Below are 19408 nucleotides of genomic sequence, written 5' to 3' on the forward strand. Positions count from 1 at the left end.
ATCCGCCCCGAAAAATGGGACGGGCTTGCCCGCCCCCGGGAAGGTAAAACCTGGAATTACGCTTTGACGGTGCTGCCAGACAGCAGATCCAACACGTCCTGCACGCTGGTGGTGTTTGCCAGCTTCTCAATCACGCTGTCATCGTCCAGCGCGTTAGTCAGGCTGGTAATTACCTGGATGTGTTCGTTGTTGCGTGCGGCGATACCGATAACCAGACGCGCCACATCTTCAGCTTCTTCACCAAACTGCACGCCCGCTGGATATTGGCAGAACACCACGCCAGTTTTCAGCACGCGATCTTTCGCTTCAACCGTACCGTGTGGCACTGCGATAGACTCGCCGAGGTAGGTTGGCGTCAGCTTTTCACGTTCCAGCATTGCTTCAACGTATTCCGGCTGCACGTAGCCGCCTTTCACCAGTTGCTCACCGGCAAAGCGAATCGCTTGCTCTTTGTTGCTGGCGCTCAGACCGAGGAAGACGTTGTCTGCACCCAGTTTGAACAGGTGCGCGTTGCCTTCGTCGTAGCTGTCAGCCAGCGTAGTCTGTACGGTTTCGCGATGCGTTTCGCTGCGGTTGGCCGCCACTAAACGTTCGGTCAGATTGCTGTACAGCGCGCTATCAAGGAAGTTGTTCAGCGAAATATGCTGCGCCTGCGGTGCCTGACGCATCGCACGTTCGGTCAGATCGCGGTGAGTAATCACCAAATCGACGTCGCCTGGCAGTGAGTTAATCGCGCTGTTGGTGACGGAAATGTTGCTCAGACCGGCATCCTGCACTTTCTTACGCAGCACGCCCGCACCCATGGCACTTGAACCCATACCGGCATCACAAGCGACGATGATTTTACGTACATGAGCCACATCAACGCTGTTTGCGTCGCCCGCAACCGGAGAACCGGCAACGGCCTGCCCTTTCGACTGCGCTTTCATGTCTTTCATGCGCTGCGTTGCCGCTTCGATATCGTCATCTTCTTTCACTTTGCTGGTTTTCAGCAGGATTGAAGAGACCACGAAGGAGACCGCAAATGCCGCGATAATTGCCGCGATGTTAGCGAAGTAAGCACCTTTTGGCGTCATCGCCAGCACTGCCAGGATAGAACCCGGAGAAGCTGGAGATACCAGACCGCCGTTCAACAGCGTCAAGGTGAACACGCCAGTCATACCGCCGAGGATAACTGCCAGCAGCAAGCGTGGCGCCATCAACACGTACGGGAAGTAAATTTCGTGGATACCACCAAGGAAGTGGATGATCGCGGCGCCGCCAGCAGATTGTTTAGCGCTACCGCGACCAAACATCATGTAGGCAACCAGCACGCCCATACCTGGACCTGGGTTAGCTTCAATCAGGAAGAAGATGGATTTACCCGCTTCGCTCGCCTGCTGGATGCCCAGTGGAGAGAAGATACCGTGGTTGATGGCGTTATTGAGGAACAGGATTTTCGCCGGTTCAACAAAGATCGACGTCAGCGGCAGCAGGTTGTTCTGCACCATCAGATTCACGCCAGCGGCGAGAATGTGTGATAGACCTTCAACCAATGGACCGATTGCCAGGAACGCCAGCAGCGCCAACAGCATACCGATGATACCGGCTGAGAAGTTGTTAACCAGCATCTCGAAGCCGCTTTTGATCTTACCATCAACAACGCGGTCAAAAGATTTGATCGCCCAGCCGCCTAGAGGGCCCGCAATCATTGAGCCGAGGAACATCGGCATATCGGCGCCGACGATCACGCCCATGGTGGTGATCGCTCCGACCACGCCACCGCGGTCGCCGCCTACCAGACGTCCACCGGTGAAACCAATCAGCAGTGGCAGCAGATAAGTGATCATTGGGCCGACGAGTTTCGCCAGCGTTTCGTTTGGAATCCATCCGGTTGGGATGAACAGCGCAGTGATGATACCCCAGGCGATAAACGCACCGATGTTAGGCATCACCATATTACTCAGAAAGCGACCAAAGCTCTGAACCTTGACCTTTACTGATGAGGACATAAACCCACCCCTTATTGAGACGCGCCGCAATAAGAGAGCGCGTTTGTTTTTGTTTGAACGTTACGGCGGGGGCCGTGGCATTACTGTATGCACGCGGACTCTAGCACTAGTTTATTACGCTGCGTAGAGCACTGGCTAAGTGTGATGCAGATCACGCTAATTCGGGGTGGTAGGGGGGCGATAAAGTGACGCTGATCACAAAAAATCACTGTAAGAAAGCAACGATGACGAATTTTTAAGCAAATCAAGGCGATGAATGTGACTTAAGTCACCTTTCAACGTTGCGGGTTTGTTCCATAAATGTGATGTTGATCACAAACAATTTGTGGTCATAAATGCGCCAGATCACACAATGGCGATGCAGAAAAGGACGTTGTAAGGAAGTGACGAAAATCTGAAAAGCGGCGGGCACATGGCAGAATGAAAAAGGCGGCCATTTGGCCGCCTGCTAATGCAATTTCACCGGGGATTTTACAATCCGCCTTGTACCGCATTCTGCGCTTGCGTCAGCGCTTGTGCATTGCTGGAAAGATTACTCATCAGCGTGTTGTACTGCGTCGCTTGATCCTGAGTCGGGAACTGCACGCCGCTGTCGTTAAAGCTCACACGTGAACCCTGCGATTGCAGATAATCGCCGGTTTGCACCGCCGCCTGGCTCAGCGCCTGCAATTGTGGCAACAGTGGAATCAGCGTACCGGCTGGCTGCGTCACCACTTTGGTATATGCCGCGTCATACACTTTCTTCAGATCGTCTGGCTGCTTCAGCGTGGCCTTGCTGCTGTCGGCCTGCATTTTGGCGCTTTGAATCTGCTGAGTCAGCACATTCAGATTGCCGCTGGCCTGGCGCAAACTGTCACGACGGGTGAGATAATCTTGTGGCACATGAATCGCCGCCAGTTCGTCCACTACCGGACGCATACCTTGTTCAATTGCCTGATTAGCCTGCTGTGAGAAGCTATACAGGATGGCGTAATCGCTAGCGTAGTTACCGAAGGTCTGTTTCTGGTTTTCACTCAGGCTTGGCAGATGTTCGCCGCTGCGCATCACGGTGTTCTGAAGGAAATCGCTAAACGCTTTACGCTGATCGCCTTCTTTGTCGCCGCAGGCAGTGAGTTGCAGCACAATGAGTGTGCCAACCATCAGCATCCCAATACGCATCCAGATGCGGTTAATTCCTGACGCCATGTTTCAACTCCTGTCGTGACAAAATGGCACTATTCGATTCGGTGAGAAAGGTCCTAAAGAATAGTGCAATGGCATGAGCTGTACAACGGGAGCGCTAAGCATGGTGCGCATTAATGCGCACCATACGTGGAAATTGCTGGTTTTATAGGGTCGCCATTTATGGTGACCGCCACAAAGCGATAATTAATACACCAGCGCCTGCCCATCTTTGCGGCTTTCGGTAGCAGCGATATAGAAACCTTGCGGATCGCGCACAATCGCCTGCGCGCCGCCGAAGTTATAGCCGAGCAGCGGATCTTCCAGCGTGATGTGATGCCCCATTTCGCGCAGCTTCGCCAACACATTGCGGTCAATGCCAGGCTCAACCACCACTTCGCGCCCTTGCACCACGCGCCAGCGCGGCGCATCGATTGCTGCCTGCGGATTCTGTTTATGCAGCATCACGCGCAATGCCATTTGCAGATGTCCCTGCGCCTGCATCGGGCCGCCCATCACACCAAACGACATCAGCGGTTGGCCTTCACCATCCAACGCAAAGGCAGGAATGATGGTGTGGAACGGACGTTTGCCGCCTGCCACCACGTTGGGATGTTGCGGATCGAGCGAGAAACCGCAGCCGCGATTCTGCAAACTGATGCCGGTTTCTGGCACCACCACGCCAGAACCAAAGCCCATGTAGTTCGACTGTATAAAGGAAACCATCATGCCGCTGGCATCGGCGGTGGAGAGATAAACCGTGCCGCTCTGTTTGGGCGAACCAAAGGTGAAATCGCCGGCCTGATCGGGATTAATCAACTGCGCGCGTTGCTTGAGATACTCATCGCTCAACAGCAATTCCGCTGGGAATTCCAGATGATCGGCATCGGTAACGTAGCGTTCCAGATCAACCAGCGCCAGCTTCATCGCCTCGAACGACAGGTGCAACCAAGGCACCGAATCTGGCTCATAGCGACCGATATCCCATTGCTCCAGAATGCCGAGCGCAATCAGCGTGGCGATGCCCTGACCATTCGGCGGCAACTCCTGCACTGAACCGCCAGCGAACGGACGCGATAACAGTTCCACCCAATCGGCACGGTGATTTTTCATGTCGTCGAGACTCAGCGCCGAACCGTGTTGCTGGGCAAACGCCACGATCTTCTCTGCCAACTCGCCGTGATAAAACGCTTCGCCACGGGTTTCAGCGATTTTCTGCAAAGTGGCCGCCTGCGCCGGATTGCGGTACAGCTCACCGGCACGCGGCGGACGGCCTTCCGGTGCGAAACAGGCGGTGAAACCCGGCTGATCTTTCAGCTTGTTGTAGCCACGTTGCCACAAATGCCCAATCAGTGGCGAAACCGGGAAACCGTCGCGCGCATACTCAATCGCCGGTTGCGCCAGCGTAGTGAGCGGCAGCGTGCCGAAACGTTCAGCCAATTCTACCCACGCAGAAACCGCGCCCGGCACGGTCACCGCTTCCCAGCCGATTTCCGGCATAGCCTCCAATCCGGCAAAGCGTTCTGGGTTCCACGCTGCTGGTGAACGGCCAGAGGCATTCAAACCGTGCAACTGTTTGCCGTCCCAGATAATCGCAAATGCATCGCTGCCGATACCGTTGCCGGTAGGTTCCAGCACGGTTAACGCCATGGCGCTGGCAATCGCTGCATCCACCGCATTGCCGCCCTGTTGCAGCATGCGAATCCCGGCCTGCGCCGCCAGCGGCTGAGAGGTGGCGACCGCATTGTGTCCCATCATTGGCACGCGGTGTGAGGCATAGCTGACGTTAAAATCCAGTTCACTCATGAGGGTTCCTTAATGTGAGTCATTGCGCGGATCGAGCGCATCGCGCAAGCCGTCGCCCAGCAGGTTGAAGCCCTGCACGGTAAGAAAAATTGCCAGACCGGGGAAAATCGACATCCACGGTGCCTGTTCGAGAAAGCCTTTGGCGGTGTTCAGCATTGCGCCCCATGAAGGCGAAGGCGGTTGCTGGCCGAGGCCGAGGAAAGAGAGGCTGGCTTCGGTGATGATGGCGGAAGCAATCGCCAGCGTGGCCTGCACCAGAATCGGCGACAGTACATTCGGCAGCACGTAACGCAGGATGATCCAGCGATCGGGCAACCCGATTGCGCGCGCGCCATCGATGTACTCTTCATGGCGAATGGCGATCACCTGGCCGCGCGTTAGACGAGCGAAAATCGGCATGGCGGATAAACCAATCGCAATCATTGCATTCGACAGGCTTGGGCCGAGAAACGCGCCGAGCGCAATCGCCAGAATCAGGAATGGGCAGGCCAGCAAGGCTTCAATAAAGCGCGAAATAATGCCGTCGCACCAGCCTTGCCAGTAACCGGCAATCAACCCAAGCGGCACGCCGATCAGAATGGCGATCATCACCGAAATACAGCCCGCCAGCAGCGAGGTGCGTGCGCCCCAAACCAGACGCGACAAAATATCGCGTCCCAGTTCATCGGTGCCGAACCAGTGCAGCACTGACGGCGCTTTGCGCACTGCGAGGAAATTAGCTTTGATCGGATCAAACGGCGCCAGCCACGGAGCCAGTAACGCCACCGCGACAAACAGCAGCACGATCACCGCACCAATTAACGCACTTTTATTACGCAGAAACTTTTTCAACACCCGGCGATTGGGCTTGGCCGCCACGGGCAGCGCGCCAGCCGTTAACACTTCGCTCATGATTAGCCTCGCATTTTCGGGTTGATTAACAGATACAACACGTCGGCCAGCAGGTTGAGCAGCAGGAAGCCAATCGCTACCACCAACACCACGCCTTGCACCACGGCGTAATCACGGTTAAACACCGCATCGACAATCATCTTGCCGAAGCCGGGCAGGGTGAAAACCTGTTCGGTTAACACCGCGCCGCCTAGCAATTCACCAAACAGCAGCGTGGTCAGCGTGACGATTGGCATCAGCGCATTGCGAAACGCATGCTTGAGCACCACTTTGCCGCTCAGCAAACCTTTGGCGCGCGCGGTGCGGATGTAATCGGCCTTCAGCACCGAAATCATCGAGGCGCGCGTATGGCGCATCAGCGTGGCGGCCAATCCCGTGCCGAGCACCAGCGCGGGCAGCAACAGCGTTTTCAGGTTCTGCGCCACGTCTTCACTGATTGGCACAAATCCCGATGCCGGCAACCATTGCAGATGCACCGAAAACAGCAGAATCAGCAGAATACCAAGCCAGAAGTGAGGCACTGAAATCCCGGAAAGCGCAACAAAGTTGGTGGTGTGATCGACCCAACTGTCTTTGCGCACCGCGGCGATAATCCCCATGCTGATGCCGATCACCAGCGCGATAATCATCGCCAGCAACGACAACTCCAGCGTCACCGGCAATTTGCTGGCGATCAGCGACGTCACCGGCTCTTTGGTGCGCAGCGACATGCCGAGATCGCCGGTCAGCGCGTTACCAATCCACGAAAAATATTGCGTGGGAATCGGATCATCCAGGTGGTATTCGGCGCGCAGCTGGGCGATGACCGCTGGATCACGCTCCTCGCCCGCCATCGCCAGTACCGGATCGCCCGGCAGCAGCTTTTGCAGCGCGAACACCATAATGCTCACCAGCAACAGCGTCGGAATCGCCAGCAGCAGCCGTTTTACAATCAGTTCCAGCATCCTCGCTCCTTAGCGGTTTACTGCGCCAGACTCACGCCAGCCAAACGCACCAATCCGTCCGGCCAGGCTTTAAAGCCCTGCAATTTTTTCGACATGCCGAAAATGCGCGGCTCAAAGTAGAGGTAAGCAATCGGCATATCGCTTTGCAGCTGATTCACCACTTTGCTGTACAACGCCTGGCGCTGCGCCTGATCGTTAGTCAAACGTGCGGCATTCAGCCACTCATCCACTTGTGGATTGTTGTAGCGCCCATCGTTGAGCGTGCCTTTGCTGTTGATAAATGAGTAGATGCTGCCATCCGGATCAGGACGACCAGACCAACCCGACAAGCTGAGTTGGTAATCACCGCGTTGCTGACGATCCAGCAGCGTGGCGAACTCGCTCATTTGCAGATTGAGGTTGAAGCCTGCTTCGCCGACCATCGCCTGAATCACCTGGCCGACTTGCTGCGAAGTGGGGTTGTTGCTCACCAGCAGCGTCAGATTGAGCGGCGTGGTCACGCCAGCGGCCTTCAACAATGCTTTCGCTTTTTCCACATCGCGCGCGGCAATCGGCGTGTTGACGTGATACGGGCTAACCGGCGAGAACGCCTGATTGGCGGGCGTGTACAAACCTTCAAACGCCACCTGATTCAGCGCATCGCGATCGATTGCCAGCGAGAAGGCTTCACGCACGCGTGCATCTTTCAGCGGGCTGTTGGCGTCCACTTTGCCGTTGTTGATGTTGAAGGTGATGCCTTGATAACCGAGGCCGGTGACTTTCGCCAGCGCCAGCTTGCTGTCGCTTTCCACGGTTTTCACATCGCTGGCGGCCACGCCTTCGGTGAGATCGAGATCGCCCGCGCGCAGGTTCGCCAGGCGTACTGACGCATCAGGAATCGGCAGGAAAATCACTTTGTCGAAGTGGTACGCGCCTTTGTTCCAGTAGTTTTCATAGCGCTTCAGCACGATGCGATCCTGCTGCACGCGGCTGTCAAATTGATACGGACCGGAACACACCGGATGGGCGGCGAAATTAGGCTTCTTCGCCGCTTCTGGTGCCAGCATCGCACCCGCGCGATCGGTTAACTGGCTAAGCAGCGCCGCATCCGGGTTTTTCAGGTGGAATTTCACCTGCATCGGCCCGCTGACTTCGACGCTCTCAATTGAAGATATCTCACTCTTACGCAGCGAACCCGGCAGCGTCAGCGCGCGCTCAATGTTGAATTTCACCGCTTCTGCATCAAATTTTTCACCGTCGTGGAAGGTCACGCCGCTACGCAGATTCATGGTCAGCGTTTTGCCGTCGTCACTCCACGCCCAATCGGTGGCGAGGCCCGGGATCACTTTGAGATTTTGATCAACATCGACCAGACGATCGCACATCGCCGCAAACACAAAGCGGCCGTAGTAGGTGCGCGCCAGATGCGGATCGAGCATATCGGGATCGGCGCCCAAACCGATGCGAATCACGCTATCAGCCTGACTGTGTGCACTAGCACCGAGCAATAACAGGCCGCTGAGGGCGGTTAATAACGTATGACGAGCTTGCTTCACGGTGTATCTCCAGAGGTTAGGCTTGCTGATTCACCGCCTGCTCAAACAGGGCGCGGCGACGTAAAAAGGCGGCGGAAGGCGGCGCAAGAGTGATGACGCTGCGATCGCGATTAATCTCCTGCCAGCGATGGCAGGCAATTTGACGGCCACCGCTCAGCACCTGATTGATCGGCTCAAACTGGCGGCATTCTGCGTTGGCGTACGGACAACGGGTGTGAAAGCGGCAGCCGCTCGGCGGATTGGCCGGATTCGGCAAGTCGCCCTGCAACATCGGAATGGTGCGATTGGCGCCAGGCTGCATTTGCGGCGCGGAAGCGATCAGCGCTTGGGTATACGGATGCAGCGGCGCATCGAAAATCTCATCGACGCTCGCCAGTTCAACAATCTGGCCGAGATACATCACCGCCACGCGATCGCTCATATGGCGGATCACCGCCAAACCGTGCGCCACGATGATCATCGTCAGGCCAAACTGCTGCTTCAGGTTCTCCAGCAAGTTGACCACTTGCGCCTGCACCGACACATCCAGCGCCGAAACCGGCTCATCGCCGAGCAATAATTTCGGCCGTGATGCCAACGCGCGGGCGATGCCAATGCGCTGGCGTTGACCGCCGGAAAACTCGTGCGGATAACGTTCCGCCCACGCCGCAGGCAAACCCACGGTGCGCAGCAGTTCCGCCACGCGCGCATGGCGCTGATCGCGGCGCATTTTTTCGTGCAGCCACAGCGGCTCGCCGACAATTTGTTGCACCGTCATGCGCGGATTGAGGGAAGCAAACGGGTCCTGAAAGATGATCTGCAATTCACGCCGCAGCTGATTGAGCCGCGCGCCGCTGGCATCGGTGATGCTTTCGCCCTGATAAAATACGTCACCGGCGCTGGCGGCCAGTAAACGCAGCAGCAAACGGCCAAGCGTGGATTTACCGGAACCGGATTCGCCAACAATCGCCAGCGTTTCGCCAGGCATCACCTGCAACGAGACGCGATCCACCGCCGTCACGCCGCGATTGCGGCTGAACAGGCGATTGCCGCCGGAGAAGGTTTTGCTTAAATCGCGGCACTCTAAAATCGGCTTCATGCAATCTCTCCCAGCGTGACGTGTTGTTCTAATGGCGCGCGAAAACAGGCGACCTGATGATCGTTCGCCAGCGCGCGCAGCGTTGGGCGGCTATGATGGCAGCGCGTTTCGGCGAACGGACAACGGGTGGCGAAGCGGCAACCGGCGGGCATGTTTTCTGGCAGCGGCACCTGGCCGGGAATGGTCGCCAGCGCGCCTTCACGGGCGCTGAGGCTGGGAATCGATCCCATCAAACCAATGGTGTAAGGATGTTGTGGATCGTTGAAAATGCGCTCAACGCTGCCACTCTCCACCACTTGCCCGGCGTACATCACCGCTACGCGCTGCGCCACTTCTGCCACCACGCCGAGGTCGTGGGTAATCATCAGCACCGCAGTACCGGTTTCCTGTTTTAGCGTGTTAAGCAGCGCCAGAATCTGCGCCTGGATGGTGACGTCGAGTGCGGTAGTCGGTTCGTCGGCAATCAACAGTTTTGGCTGGTTGATCAACGCCATCGCAATCATCACGCGTTGCCGCATGCCGCCAGAAAGTTGATGCGGATAGGCTTTTAAGCGCAGTTCTGGCGCCGGGATTTGTACTTTTTGCAGAATCGCCAATGCTGCTGCCATCGCCTGGCGCTTGTTGACTTTACGATGGCGCATCACCGCTTCACTGAGCTGATCGCCCAAGGTAAAAGCCGGATTGAGCGAGGTCATCGGTTCCTGAAAAATCATCGCCAGCTGATTACCGCGCAAACTGGCATAGTCGTCGCTGCTGAGTTGACGCAGATCGCGGCCATCAAACTGCATTTCGCCCTGCAAGATTTGTGCGCTGTCCGGCTGCAAACCCATTAAAGTCAATGAGGTAATGCTTTTGCCACAGCCCGATTCGCCCACCAGCGCCAGCGTTTCGCCGGCATGCAGCACCAGAGAAATATCATCCAGCACCGTGACGGGTGAACCGCGAAACTGCACGCGCAGATTGCGCAGCGATAAAACAGGATGGGCACTCATGGCATCTCCTCACGGTGGGAATACAGGGTTTCCATCAGCGCCTGTTGCAGCGTCAGCAAGTGTTCGCGCATCGCCGCTGCCGCTTCATGTGGTTGACGCTGGGCGATGTGATTCACCAAGCGCTGATGATGGTCGTCGTAGATATCGAGGCGCGCCGGAGTGCGCGCCTGCACGCGAAAATGCTGCCAGCCGGGATCGCGGCGCACCGCATCAATCGCATCAAACAGGCCCAGCATCAGACGATTACCCGCCGCCTCGGCGATGGCGCGGTGAAAGGCGCTGTCCCATAATTCATGCTGATCGCCATCTTCCGGCGCGGTAATGCCGTGCATGCGTTCCAGCAGACGCTTCATCAGCGCGATCTGCTCTTTGGTGGCGCGCAGGGCGGCAAGACTTGCCAGCCCCGGCTCCAGCTGCAAACGCGCTTCCATCACTTCGAGTAGATTCGATTGCTGCGGCAAATCCTGTAGCACCAGCGGTTGCACCGGCGCGGCCGGACCAACAAAGGTGCCTTTGCCTTGTTTGCGCCAGATGCGGCCCTCTTCTTCCAGCACATCCAACGCACGGCGGATTTCACGACGACCGACGCCAAAGCGCTCGGCTAATTCACGCTCGGTCGGCAGCGCGCGATCGGGCGTGTGCTCCTGCTGCTGAATCAGCTGGCGCAGCTGCTCAAGCGCTGTGCTGGAGTTGCGGCTGGTTTCTGGCGTGTCATTCATGATTGGTTCGCCTGTTTATGCATCAGAAAAAGATCGGTAATCGCCGCGTATCCAGCACTTTTCCTAATGAAAGGCGCATGCGGCCGCTTTCTTAGCGTAGGCAAGAAGTGAACCAATATTTAATTGGTTCGGATTGGGCTGTCATGAATGTGTAATAACCTCATGATCGCTAAGTAAAAGTTTTTTCAGTGCCAGTTAAGAATTGCGAGCCGTGTCAACTTCCGCCACCACGCGCTGCTTCACGGTGGTGCGCGCACGCTGCTTATCTGTGCAATAGCGGTAACTTGTCGATGAGCGTTCCGAAAATAGTTGATGTTTTTCATGCGGATATAACATTGGCATCTATTTTGTATGTGTTAACGCAGATGCAGGAGCGATAGCGGGCAACCGACGTCGCCAGACAATTTGCAATGGGTCACTAGGGTTCCGATCGAAAGATGCTGGTCCGAGAGTGACCGACCGTCCTCTGACGGTTACACGGCGGGAAAAAAGCCCGGGAGGAAAGCGAGATCGTTGCTCGCCGCCTCCTGCTATTTTTTCGCCCGTTAACGCCAGAGGAATCATCATGATGAAAGCCTGCCTCCGCCTGCTGTTGCTTTGCTCCCTCGCGCTGTTCAGCGTCAACACGCTGGCCGCCGACAAACCCTCCTTCAAGATTTGCTGGTCAATTTACGCGGGCTGGATGCCGTGGGATTACGCGCAGCAAAGCGGCATCGTCAAAAAATGGGCCGACAAATACGGCATCGACATCCAGTTCGTGCAGGTCAATGACTACATCGAATCGGTGAATCAATACACCGCGGGCGGTTTTGACGGTTGCACCATGACCAACATGGATGCGCTGACCATTCCGGCTACCGGCGGCGTCGATAGCACCGCGCTGATCGTCGGCGATTACTCCAACGGCAACGACGGAATTTTGCTGAAAGGCGCAGGCAACATCTCGGCGCTGAAGGGCAAACCGATCAATCTGGTCGAGCTTTCGGTTTCGCATTACCTGCTGGCGCGCGCGCTGGAGAAATCCGGCATGAGCGAGAAAGACGTCAAAGTGGTGAACACCGCCGATGCGGATTTAGTCGCAGCGTTTGGCACCGAGGATGTGCACTCCATCGTGACCTGGAACCCGCTGTTAGCCGAAGCCGAGAAGCAGCCAAACAGCCATCTGATTTTCTCCTCCGCGCAGATTCCGGGCGAAATCCTCGACCTGTTGGTGGTGAATACCGCCACGCTGAAAAAGTATCCACAGCTCGGCAAAGCGCTGACCGGCGCATGGTATGAAACGCTGAAAACCATGTCTGGCCCAACTGACAGCGCCAAGGCGGCACGCACACAAATGGCGCAGGCATCCGGCACCGATCTGGCGGGCTTCGATCAGCAGCTTGCCGCCACACATCTGTTTAGCGATGCCAAAACCACCCTCGATTTCGTTGATAGTCCACAACTGAAAGCCACCATGCAGATGGTTGCTGAGTTCTCGTTCAAGCACGGTTTGCTGGGCGAGGGCGCGCCGAGCGCTGATGTGGTTGGCGTGGAGACGCCTGCCGGGAATTGGGGCAACGCCGATAACCTCAAACTGCGCTTCACCGATGAGTACACCAAACTGGCCGCCGACGGGCAGCTGTAAGCGAGGCGATGCCGATGCGTAAGTTGATCAACTACCAACCGCTGCCGCTGGGGCGTTTGCTGCTCGGCCTGCTGCCGCTGCTGGCGGTGCTGCTGGCCTATCTGTTCGCGTCGGATGCGCGTCTTAGCCTGAATGCCGCCGATAAGTTATTGCCGGGATTTAACGCGATGGGCGATGCCATCAGCCGCATGGCGTTTCAGCCCAGCCCGCGCACCGGCGAATATCTGCTGTGGAGCGACACCTTCGCCAGCCTGCTGCGTTTACTCAGCGGCGTGTTGATCAGCGCATTGCTGGCGCTGGCGTTGGGTTTGTTTACCGGCGCGCTGCCGGTAGTACGTGCGGTGCTGGCACCGCTGGTGACGCTGTTCGCGCTGGTGCCGCCGCTGGCGATTCTGCCGATTCTGTTTATCTGCTTTGGCCTGGGAGAAGTGTCAAAAGTGGTGCTGATTGTTATCGGCATTACGCCGCTGATTACCCGTGATTTGCAGTTGCAGGTGCAGAAAATCCCGCGTGAGCAGTTGGTGAAGGCGCAAACCCTCGGCGGCCACAGCGCGCAGATCATGTGGCGGGTGATTCTGCCGCAGCTGATGCCGCGCTTGTTTGATGCGGTGCGATTGTCGCTGGCGTCGGCGTGGCTGTTCCTGATTGCGGCAGAAGCCATCGCCGCCACCGAAGGGCTGGGCTATCGCATCTTCCTGATGCGGCGTTATCTGGCGATGGACGTGATTCTGCCGTACGTGGCGTGGATCGCGCTGCTGGCTTTCCTGCTCGACCTGCTGCTGCGGCTGATTAGCCGTCGCTGCTGGCCGTGGTATCACGCGAAATAAGGAGCGGGCCATGCCGTTACTGCAACTGAAAAATCTCGAAAAGCATTATGGCGATCAAGTGGTGCTGGAGCGCCTCAACATCGAAGTGGAAGAGGGGGAATTTGTGGCGATTGTCGGGGCATCCGGCTGCGGCAAAACCACCTTTCTCAACATGCTGCTGGGCACCGAATCGCCGACCAAAGGACAACTGCTGCTGGATGGCGAACCGATTCCCGACGAGCCGGACGCGCATCGTGGCGTGGTGTTTCAGCGCTATTCAGTGTTCCCGCATTTAACGGTGCTGGGCAACGTGATGCTGGGCGATGAGTTCAGCAGCGCGAGTTGGTTGGGCCGCGTGTGGGGCAAAAAACGCCAGGCGATTCGTCAGCGGGCACAGGCCATGCTGGCGCAGGTTGGCCTGGAGCACGCGCAGAGCAAATATCCGCATCAGCTTTCCGGCGGCATGCAGCAACGTTTGGCGCTGGCGCAGGCGTTAATGAAGCAGCCGCGCATTTTGCTGCTCGACGAACCGTTCGGCGCGCTCGATCCCGGCATCCGCAGCGAAATGCACCAACTGATCACTGCATTGTGGCAGCAACACAACTTGACGATTTTCATGATCACCCACGATTTAAAAGAGGGATTTAGCCTCGCGTCGCGTCTGCTGGTGTTCGACAAGCTGCGCCACGATCCGCACGCGCCTGAAGCCTGGGGCGCGACTATCACTTACGACCTGCCGCTGGATCGCGCACAGCCATCCGAGCCGCTGGTAGCTTAAAGGAGCAACCATGAATTCCTACCAAACCCATTTACCGAGCGGCGCGCACTGGTCATTGGTGATGCGCAGCGGCAGCGCGCTGACCCTTACCGATGTTGCAGGTGGCGCGAATGTCGGCATGCTGTTTTACAACCCGGAAAACCTGCTGGAGCGCTACAACGCGCCCGATACCTTGAAGTGCCAGCACACTTTTCGTCTCACCGCCGGACATTGCCTCTACTCCGATATGGGGCGCATTTTCTGCGGCATTGAAAAAGATACCTTCGGCTGGCATGAAAGCGTGTGCGGCACCTTGAACGCTGAGCAAACTGCCGCGCGTTTTGGTGCCAGCAACTACCAGCAAGCGCGCAATCAGCGTCATCAAAACGGCTACGACAGCTTCCTCGTCGAGCTGGCGAAATATGGCCTTGGCCAGCGTGATATGGCGTCGTGCCTCAATCTGTTTGCGCAGGTGCGCGCCGATGATAACGGCACTTTGCGGCTGGAACGTCAAGGCGCGGCGGGAGCCAGCGTGCGTTTGCGTTTTGCGATGGACACCTTGGTGCTGCTGCACACCTGCCCGCATCCGCTGAGTGCGGCGGCCGATTATCCGCGCCAGCCGGTGCAGATCAATATTGATGCGCAGCGCGCGCCGCTGCCCGCTATTTGTCTCGAACGCGAAGAAAATCAGCGCGGTCTGCGCAATAACGCGTTGTATCAACTGCAAGGAGAAGTGTGATGATTAACGAAAGTCAGCTCGATCCCGCCGAAGCGCGCGTGCAGCAGCAAATCGATGCCGGTGATTACTGGTTGCAGCGCATCGAAGCCGGCCAGACGTTGCGCATCACCGATCTTGAAGGCAACCAAGCCGCCGATACCTTGTTCTTCAACGCCGATGACACCGCCGAGCGCTACAGCATGAGCGACACGCTGCGCGGCCAAAACAATGTGTTTCTTACTTCCGGCAGCGTGCTGCGATCCAACGCCGATCGCCCGATGTTGACCATCACCGCCGATACCTGCGGCCGTCACGATACGCTGGGCGGCGCCTGCTCCTGCGAAAGCAATACCGTGCGTTATGACCTCGAAAAACGCCACATGCATTCGTGCCGCGACAGCTGGATGCTGGCGGTGGCAGAGAAGCCAGAGTTTGGCCTGACGCGGCGCGACATCACCCATAACATCAACTTTTTCATGAATGTGCCGGTGACGCATGAAGGCGGATTGACCTTTGCCGACGGCATTTCTGCGCCGGGGAAATACGTTGAGATGGTGGCGCAGATGAACGTGCTGGTGCTGATTTCCAACTGCCCGCAGCTCAACAATCCCTGCAACGGTTACAACCCAACGCCGATTTTAGTCAGCGTGTGGTGATTTTCTGACGCAACGGGACGACCCGTTTTTTGCCGTCAATGCCACGCAGGACGACCTGCCGCAATATGAGAATTCAGTCATGATTGATCGCGTATTAATTGCCAACCGTGGCGCGATTGCCGTGCGCATTATTCGTACCCTGCAAGCCATGAATATTCGGGCGATTGCGGTGTATGCCGAAGCCGATCGCCACGCGCGCCATGTGCGGCTGGCGGATGAAGCCTGGTCGCTGGGCGACGGGCAAGTGCGGGACACGTATCTCAATCAGGATAAATTGCTGGAGATTGCCGCGCAGAGTGGCGCGCAGGCCATTCATCCTGGCTACGGATTTCTCAGTGAGAATCCTGAATTTGTGACGCGCTGCGAAGCGGCTGGCGTGCATTTTCTTGGCCCAAGCGCCGAGCAGATGGCGGCGTTTGGCTTGAAACACCGCGCCCGCGCACTGGCGGAACAGAATGCTGTGCCCTTATTGCCGGGCAGCGGTTTGCTGGCTTCGTTAGACGAAGCGCAGGCGATGGCTGAACACATCGGTTATCCGGTGATGCTGAAAAGCACGGCGGGCGGCGGCGGCATTGGCATGCAACGCTGCGATGATGCTGAGCAATTGAGCGCTGCGTTTACCCGCGTTAAACGCTTAGCCGGTAACAATTTCGCCGACGATGGCGTGTTTTTAGAGAAATTTATCGCCCGCGCGCGTCACATCGAAGTGCAGATTTTTGGCGATGGCGCGGGTGAGGTGATCGCGCTGGGTGAACGTGATTGTTCGGCGCAGCGCCGCAATCAAAAGGTGCTGGAAGAGACGCCCGCGCCGGGTTTGAGTGACGCGGTGCGCGCAGAATTGCAGGCCACGGCGGTGCGACTGGCGCGTGCGGTGAATTATCGCAGCGCCGGCACGGTGGAATACGTTTATGACGATGCCAGCCAGCAGTTCTGGTTCCTTGAAGTGAATACCCGTTTGCAGGTGGAACACGGCGTCACCGAAATGGTGTACGACGTGGATTTGGTGCGTTGGATGGTGGAACTGGCACAGCAACAGCTGCCGCCGCTCGCCAGTTTACAACCTGTCGCGCAAGGCCACGCCATTCAGGTGCGCGTGTACGCGGAAGATCCGGCTAAACAGTTTCAGCCCAGTGCCGGATTGCTTAGCCATGTGCAATTTCCTGCGACACTGGAACAGGCGACGCTGCGCATCGATAGCAGCGTAGAAAGCGGCATGGAGGTTTCACCGTTTTACGATCCGATGCTGGCAAAAGTGATTGTGCACGCCAGCGATCGTGCCAGCGCGTTAACCGGCATGATGCAGGCGCTGAACGCCACCGAACTGTATGGCATCGAAACCAATCTGCTGTGGCTGCGCCAGTTGTGCTTGCTGCCCGAAGTGCAGCAAGCACGCATCATCACCGCTACGCTCGGCAGCATGCAGTGGCAGCCGCCGACGCTGGATATTCTCAGTGGCGGCACCTTAACCACGGTGCAGGACGCGCCAGGTCGCATCGGTTATTGGCATGTTGGCGTGCCGCCTTCCGGACCGTTTGACAGTCGCGCATTTCAGCTCGGCAATCGGCTGTTAGATAACGATGCAAACGCCGCCGGTTTGGAGATCACTTTGCGCGGCCCGACGCTGCGCTTTAATCAGCCATGCAGCTTTGTGCTAACCGGCGCGCCGATTGATGCGTTGCTCGATCAACAAAGCTTGCCGATGAATCAGCGTTTAACCGCGCAAGCCGGGCAAACGCTGACGTTGGGCGAGGTGCACGATGGCAGCCGCAGCTATTTGCTGCTGGCGGGCGGGCTGGACACGCCGCGCTATCTTGGCAGTCGCAGCACCTTTACCTTGGGGAAATTTGGCGGCCACGCCGGACGTGCGCTGCGCGCTGGCGATGTGCTGCATTTGGCTGCGCCGCAAGTATTGAGTGCGGCCCGTTTGCCCGACGAACTGCTGCCGCAACTCAATGGTTGCTGGCAGTTGCGGGTGATTTACGGCCCGCACGGTGCGCCGACCTTCTTCACCGAAGACGATATTGCGGAATTTTTTGCCGCTGAATGGCAAGTGCACTACAACTCCAGCCGCACCGGTATCCGCCTGATTGGCCCGAAACCCACCTGGGCGCGCAGCGACGGCGGCGAAGCGGGCATGCATCCTTCAAACATCCATGACAATGCTTACGCCTTTGGTACCGTGGATTTTACCGGCGATATGCCAGTGATCCTCGGCCCGGACGGCCCTTCGCTCGGTGGCTTTGTCTGCCCGGCGACGGTGATCCAGGCCGATCTGTGGAAGCTTGGTCAACTCAAAGCCGGCGATCATATCCAGTTCCTGCCGATCGATCTCGCCACCGCCGATCAACTGGCGCAAGCGCAGCATGACGAGATCATTAAACTGCAATGTCAGCCGATTACAGTGAACGCGGCGCTGCCTTTAATTGATCCGGTGTTGCACCATCATGCGGCAATGGAAGCGCGTCCTTCGCTCACGGTGCGTGCGGCGGGCGACCGTTTCCTGCTGGTAGAATATGGTGATTTGCAGCTGGATATCGCCCTGCGCTTTCGCGTGCACGCGTTGATGCAGTGGCTGGAAGCGCATCCGCTGCCGGGACAGCTGGAATTGACGCCCGGCATTCGCTCGCTACAAATCCATTATGACGCGCAGCTATGTGCAAGAAGTGAGCTATTGGCGCAAATTTTGCACGCTGATTTAGCGTTGGGTAGCTTAGCCGACGCGGCGGTGCCATCGCGTACCGTATGGCTGCCGTTGAGTTGGGATGACGTAGCCTGTCGGGAAGCGATTGTGCGTTACGACCAATCAGTGCGACCTAACGCGCCGTGGTGCCCAAGCAATATCGAATTTATTCGCCGCATCAACGGGCTGGAAAGCATTGAGGCGGTGAAAGAGATTGTGTTCAGCGCGTCGTATTTAGTGATGGGGCTGGGCGATGTCTATCTCGGTGCGCCAGTGGCGACGCCACTCGATCCGCGCCATCGCTTAGTCACTACCAAATACAATCCGGCGCGCACCTGGACGGCAGAAAACTCGGTGGGCATCGGCGGCGCCTATATGTGCGTGTACGGCATGGAAGGGCCGGGCGGCTATCAGTTTGTCGGACGCACCATGCAGATGTGGAATCGTGATCGTCCAACCGCCGCGTTTATCCAACCTTGGTTGCTGCGCTTCTTCGATCAGATCCGTTTTTATCCGGTAGATGCCGACGAATTACTGCACATTCGTGAGCGTTTCCCGTGGGGCGATTATCCGTTGCGCGTCGAGCAGGGCGAATTCCGCCTCGCCGATTATCAGGCGATGTTGGCAGCCGAAGCCGCAGAAATCGATGCCTTCCAGCAACAACGCCAGCAGGCATTCGATCACGAACTGGCACGCTGGCGCGCCGAAGGGCAATTTACCTTCGATAGCCAATTGCAAGAGCAAAGCAGTGAAGAAGTGGTAGTGCCAAGCGGATACCACAGTGTTGAAAGCCAGGTGGCGGGCAGCGTGTGGCAATGGTTGGCGGCAGAAGGCAGTGACATTGAAGCGGGCGCCACGGTGGGCATTCTCGAATCAATGAAGATGGAAATCCCGATCGTGGCGCCGGTGAGTGGAAAAATCCATAGCCTTTATCGCCAGGCCGGGCAGCAAGTGCAGGCGGGACAATTACTTATGGTGATCGACCCTTCTGCGGCATAAGTAAGAATAAAAAATAATCACGAATCAGGCAGCAAAGCCGGGGATCTGTCC

The 19408-nt window shown here is 57.4% G+C and carries 15 protein-coding genes and 1 riboswitch; of the genes, 6 read left to right on the forward strand and 9 right to left on the reverse strand.

Translation table 11 applies throughout. The features are described 5' to 3' along the window. Nucleotides 1-56: 56 nt before the first annotated feature. From ABDW13_RS15160 to ABDW13_RS15200, 9 genes are all read right to left on the reverse strand, one after another. Nucleotides 57-1991, reverse strand: coding sequence for a PTS mannitol transporter subunit IICBA (locus ABDW13_RS15160; RefSeq protein WP_343553392.1), 1935 nt, complete (start codon nt 1989-1991; stop codon nt 57-59). 471 nt (nt 1992-2462) lie between these two features. Further along, nucleotides 2463-3176, reverse strand: coding sequence for a DUF3053 domain-containing protein (locus ABDW13_RS15165; RefSeq protein ID WP_343553393.1), 714 nt, complete (start codon nt 3174-3176; stop codon nt 2463-2465). A gap of 183 nt (nt 3177-3359) precedes the next feature. Beyond that, entirely contained in the window at nt 3360-4958 is a 1599-nt protein-coding gene (locus tag ABDW13_RS15170) for a gamma-glutamyltransferase family protein (protein WP_343553394.1), read from the reverse strand. A gap of 9 nt (nt 4959-4967) precedes the next feature. Next, nucleotides 4968-5849 carry an ABC transporter permease gene (locus ABDW13_RS15175; protein ID WP_343553395.1) on the reverse strand — a complete coding sequence of 294 codons (882 nt, stop codon included), beginning with the start codon at nt 5847-5849 and terminating at the stop codon, nt 4968-4970. Between the two features lie 2 nt (nt 5850-5851). Then, nucleotides 5852-6793, reverse strand: coding sequence for an ABC transporter permease (locus tag ABDW13_RS15180; protein WP_343553396.1), 942 nt, complete (start codon nt 6791-6793; stop codon nt 5852-5854). 17 nt (nt 6794-6810) lie between these two features. Beyond that, the gene (locus tag ABDW13_RS15185) at nt 6811-8328 is read right to left on the reverse strand and encodes an ABC transporter substrate-binding protein (RefSeq protein WP_343553397.1); all 1518 of its coding nucleotides are present in this window, start codon (nt 8326-8328) and stop codon (nt 6811-6813) included. A gap of 16 nt (nt 8329-8344) precedes the next feature. Then, nucleotides 8345-9406: an oligopeptide/dipeptide ABC transporter ATP-binding protein gene (locus tag ABDW13_RS15190; protein ID WP_343553398.1), complete on the reverse strand. Its 1062-nt coding sequence runs from the start codon at nt 9404-9406 to the stop codon at nt 8345-8347. Then, nucleotides 9403-10398, reverse strand: a complete 996-nt coding sequence (locus ABDW13_RS15195) for an ABC transporter ATP-binding protein (protein ID WP_343553399.1) — start codon at nt 10396-10398, stop codon at nt 9403-9405. The genes ABDW13_RS15190 and ABDW13_RS15195 overlap by 4 nt, the downstream gene beginning before the upstream one ends. Then, complete coding sequence (locus ABDW13_RS15200; protein ID WP_343553400.1) at nt 10395-11117, reverse strand: FadR/GntR family transcriptional regulator; 723 nt, start codon at nt 11115-11117, stop codon at nt 10395-10397. The genes ABDW13_RS15195 and ABDW13_RS15200 overlap by 4 nt, the downstream gene beginning before the upstream one ends. Before the next feature lie 407 nt (nt 11118-11524). Next, a riboswitch (guanidine-I (ykkC/yxkD leader) is annotated at nt 11525-11619 on the forward strand. 63 nt (nt 11620-11682) lie between these two features. Between ABDW13_RS15200 and ABDW13_RS15205 the strand changes: the two genes are divergently transcribed. The 6 genes from ABDW13_RS15205 (at nt 11683) to uca (ending at nt 19357) form a co-directional block, all read left to right on the forward strand. Beyond that, entirely contained in the window at nt 11683-12741 is a 1059-nt protein-coding gene (locus ABDW13_RS15205; RefSeq protein WP_343553401.1) for a putative urea ABC transporter substrate-binding protein, read from the forward strand. 14 nt (nt 12742-12755) lie between these two features. Continuing rightward, the gene (locus ABDW13_RS15210; protein WP_343553402.1) at nt 12756-13568 is read left to right on the forward strand and encodes an ABC transporter permease subunit; all 813 of its coding nucleotides are present in this window, start codon (nt 12756-12758) and stop codon (nt 13566-13568) included. Nucleotides 13569-13578: 10 nt separating this feature from the next. Beyond that, complete coding sequence (locus ABDW13_RS15215; RefSeq protein ID WP_343553403.1) at nt 13579-14325, forward strand: ABC transporter ATP-binding protein; 747 nt, start codon at nt 13579-13581, stop codon at nt 14323-14325. A 10-nt stretch (nt 14326-14335) separates the two neighbouring features. Further along, a complete protein-coding gene (locus ABDW13_RS15220; RefSeq protein ID WP_343553404.1) occupies nt 14336-15043 on the forward strand; it encodes an urea amidolyase associated protein UAAP1 in 708 nt (235 codons plus the stop codon). Then, nucleotides 15043-15678: an urea amidolyase associated protein UAAP2 gene (locus ABDW13_RS15225; protein WP_343553405.1), complete on the forward strand. Its 636-nt coding sequence runs from the start codon at nt 15043-15045 to the stop codon at nt 15676-15678. Before ABDW13_RS15220 ends, ABDW13_RS15225 begins: the two co-directional genes overlap by 1 nt. Before the next feature lie 79 nt (nt 15679-15757). Next, nucleotides 15758-19357 carry an urea carboxylase gene (gene uca / locus ABDW13_RS15230; RefSeq protein ID WP_343553407.1) on the forward strand — a complete coding sequence of 1200 codons (3600 nt, stop codon included), beginning with the start codon at nt 15758-15760 and terminating at the stop codon, nt 19355-19357. Nucleotides 19358-19408: the final 51 nt, after the last annotated feature.

Origin of the sequence: Pantoea sp. (assembly GCF_039594315.1) — a bacterium.
In the GTDB taxonomy this organism is placed as follows: Bacteria; Pseudomonadota; Gammaproteobacteria; order Enterobacterales; family Enterobacteriaceae; genus Pantoea.

Bases quoted from the DNA above. Each gene is read 5' to 3' on its own strand.
- ABDW13_RS15160 (WP_343553392.1), bottom strand. From the start codon at position 1,991: ATGTCCTCATCAGTAAAGGTCAAGGTTCAGAGCTTTGGTCGCTTTCTG.
- ABDW13_RS15165 (WP_343553393.1), bottom strand. From the start codon at position 3,176: ATGGCGTCAGGAATTAACCGCATCTGGATGCGTATTGGGATGCTGATG.
- ABDW13_RS15170 (WP_343553394.1), bottom strand. From the start codon at position 4,958: ATGAGTGAACTGGATTTTAACGTCAGCTATGCCTCACACCGCGTGCCA.
- ABDW13_RS15175 (WP_343553395.1), bottom strand. From the start codon at position 5,849: ATGAGCGAAGTGTTAACGGCTGGCGCGCTGCCCGTGGCGGCCAAGCCC.
- ABDW13_RS15180 (WP_343553396.1), bottom strand. From the start codon at position 6,793: ATGCTGGAACTGATTGTAAAACGGCTGCTGCTGGCGATTCCGACGCTG.
- ABDW13_RS15190 (WP_343553398.1), bottom strand. From the start codon at position 9,406: ATGAAGCCGATTTTAGAGTGCCGCGATTTAAGCAAAACCTTCTCCGGC.
- ABDW13_RS15195 (WP_343553399.1), bottom strand. From the start codon at position 10,398: ATGAGTGCCCATCCTGTTTTATCGCTGCGCAATCTGCGCGTGCAGTTT.
- ABDW13_RS15200 (WP_343553400.1), bottom strand. From the start codon at position 11,117: ATGAATGACACGCCAGAAACCAGCCGCAACTCCAGCACAGCGCTTGAG.
- ABDW13_RS15205 (WP_343553401.1), top strand. From the start codon at position 11,683: ATGATGAAAGCCTGCCTCCGCCTGCTGTTGCTTTGCTCCCTCGCGCTG.
- ABDW13_RS15210 (WP_343553402.1), top strand. From the start codon at position 12,756: ATGCGTAAGTTGATCAACTACCAACCGCTGCCGCTGGGGCGTTTGCTG.
- ABDW13_RS15215 (WP_343553403.1), top strand. From the start codon at position 13,579: ATGCCGTTACTGCAACTGAAAAATCTCGAAAAGCATTATGGCGATCAA.
- ABDW13_RS15220 (WP_343553404.1), top strand. From the start codon at position 14,336: ATGAATTCCTACCAAACCCATTTACCGAGCGGCGCGCACTGGTCATTG.
- ABDW13_RS15225 (WP_343553405.1), top strand. From the start codon at position 15,043: ATGATTAACGAAAGTCAGCTCGATCCCGCCGAAGCGCGCGTGCAGCAG.
- uca (WP_343553407.1), top strand. From the start codon at position 15,758: ATGATTGATCGCGTATTAATTGCCAACCGTGGCGCGATTGCCGTGCGC.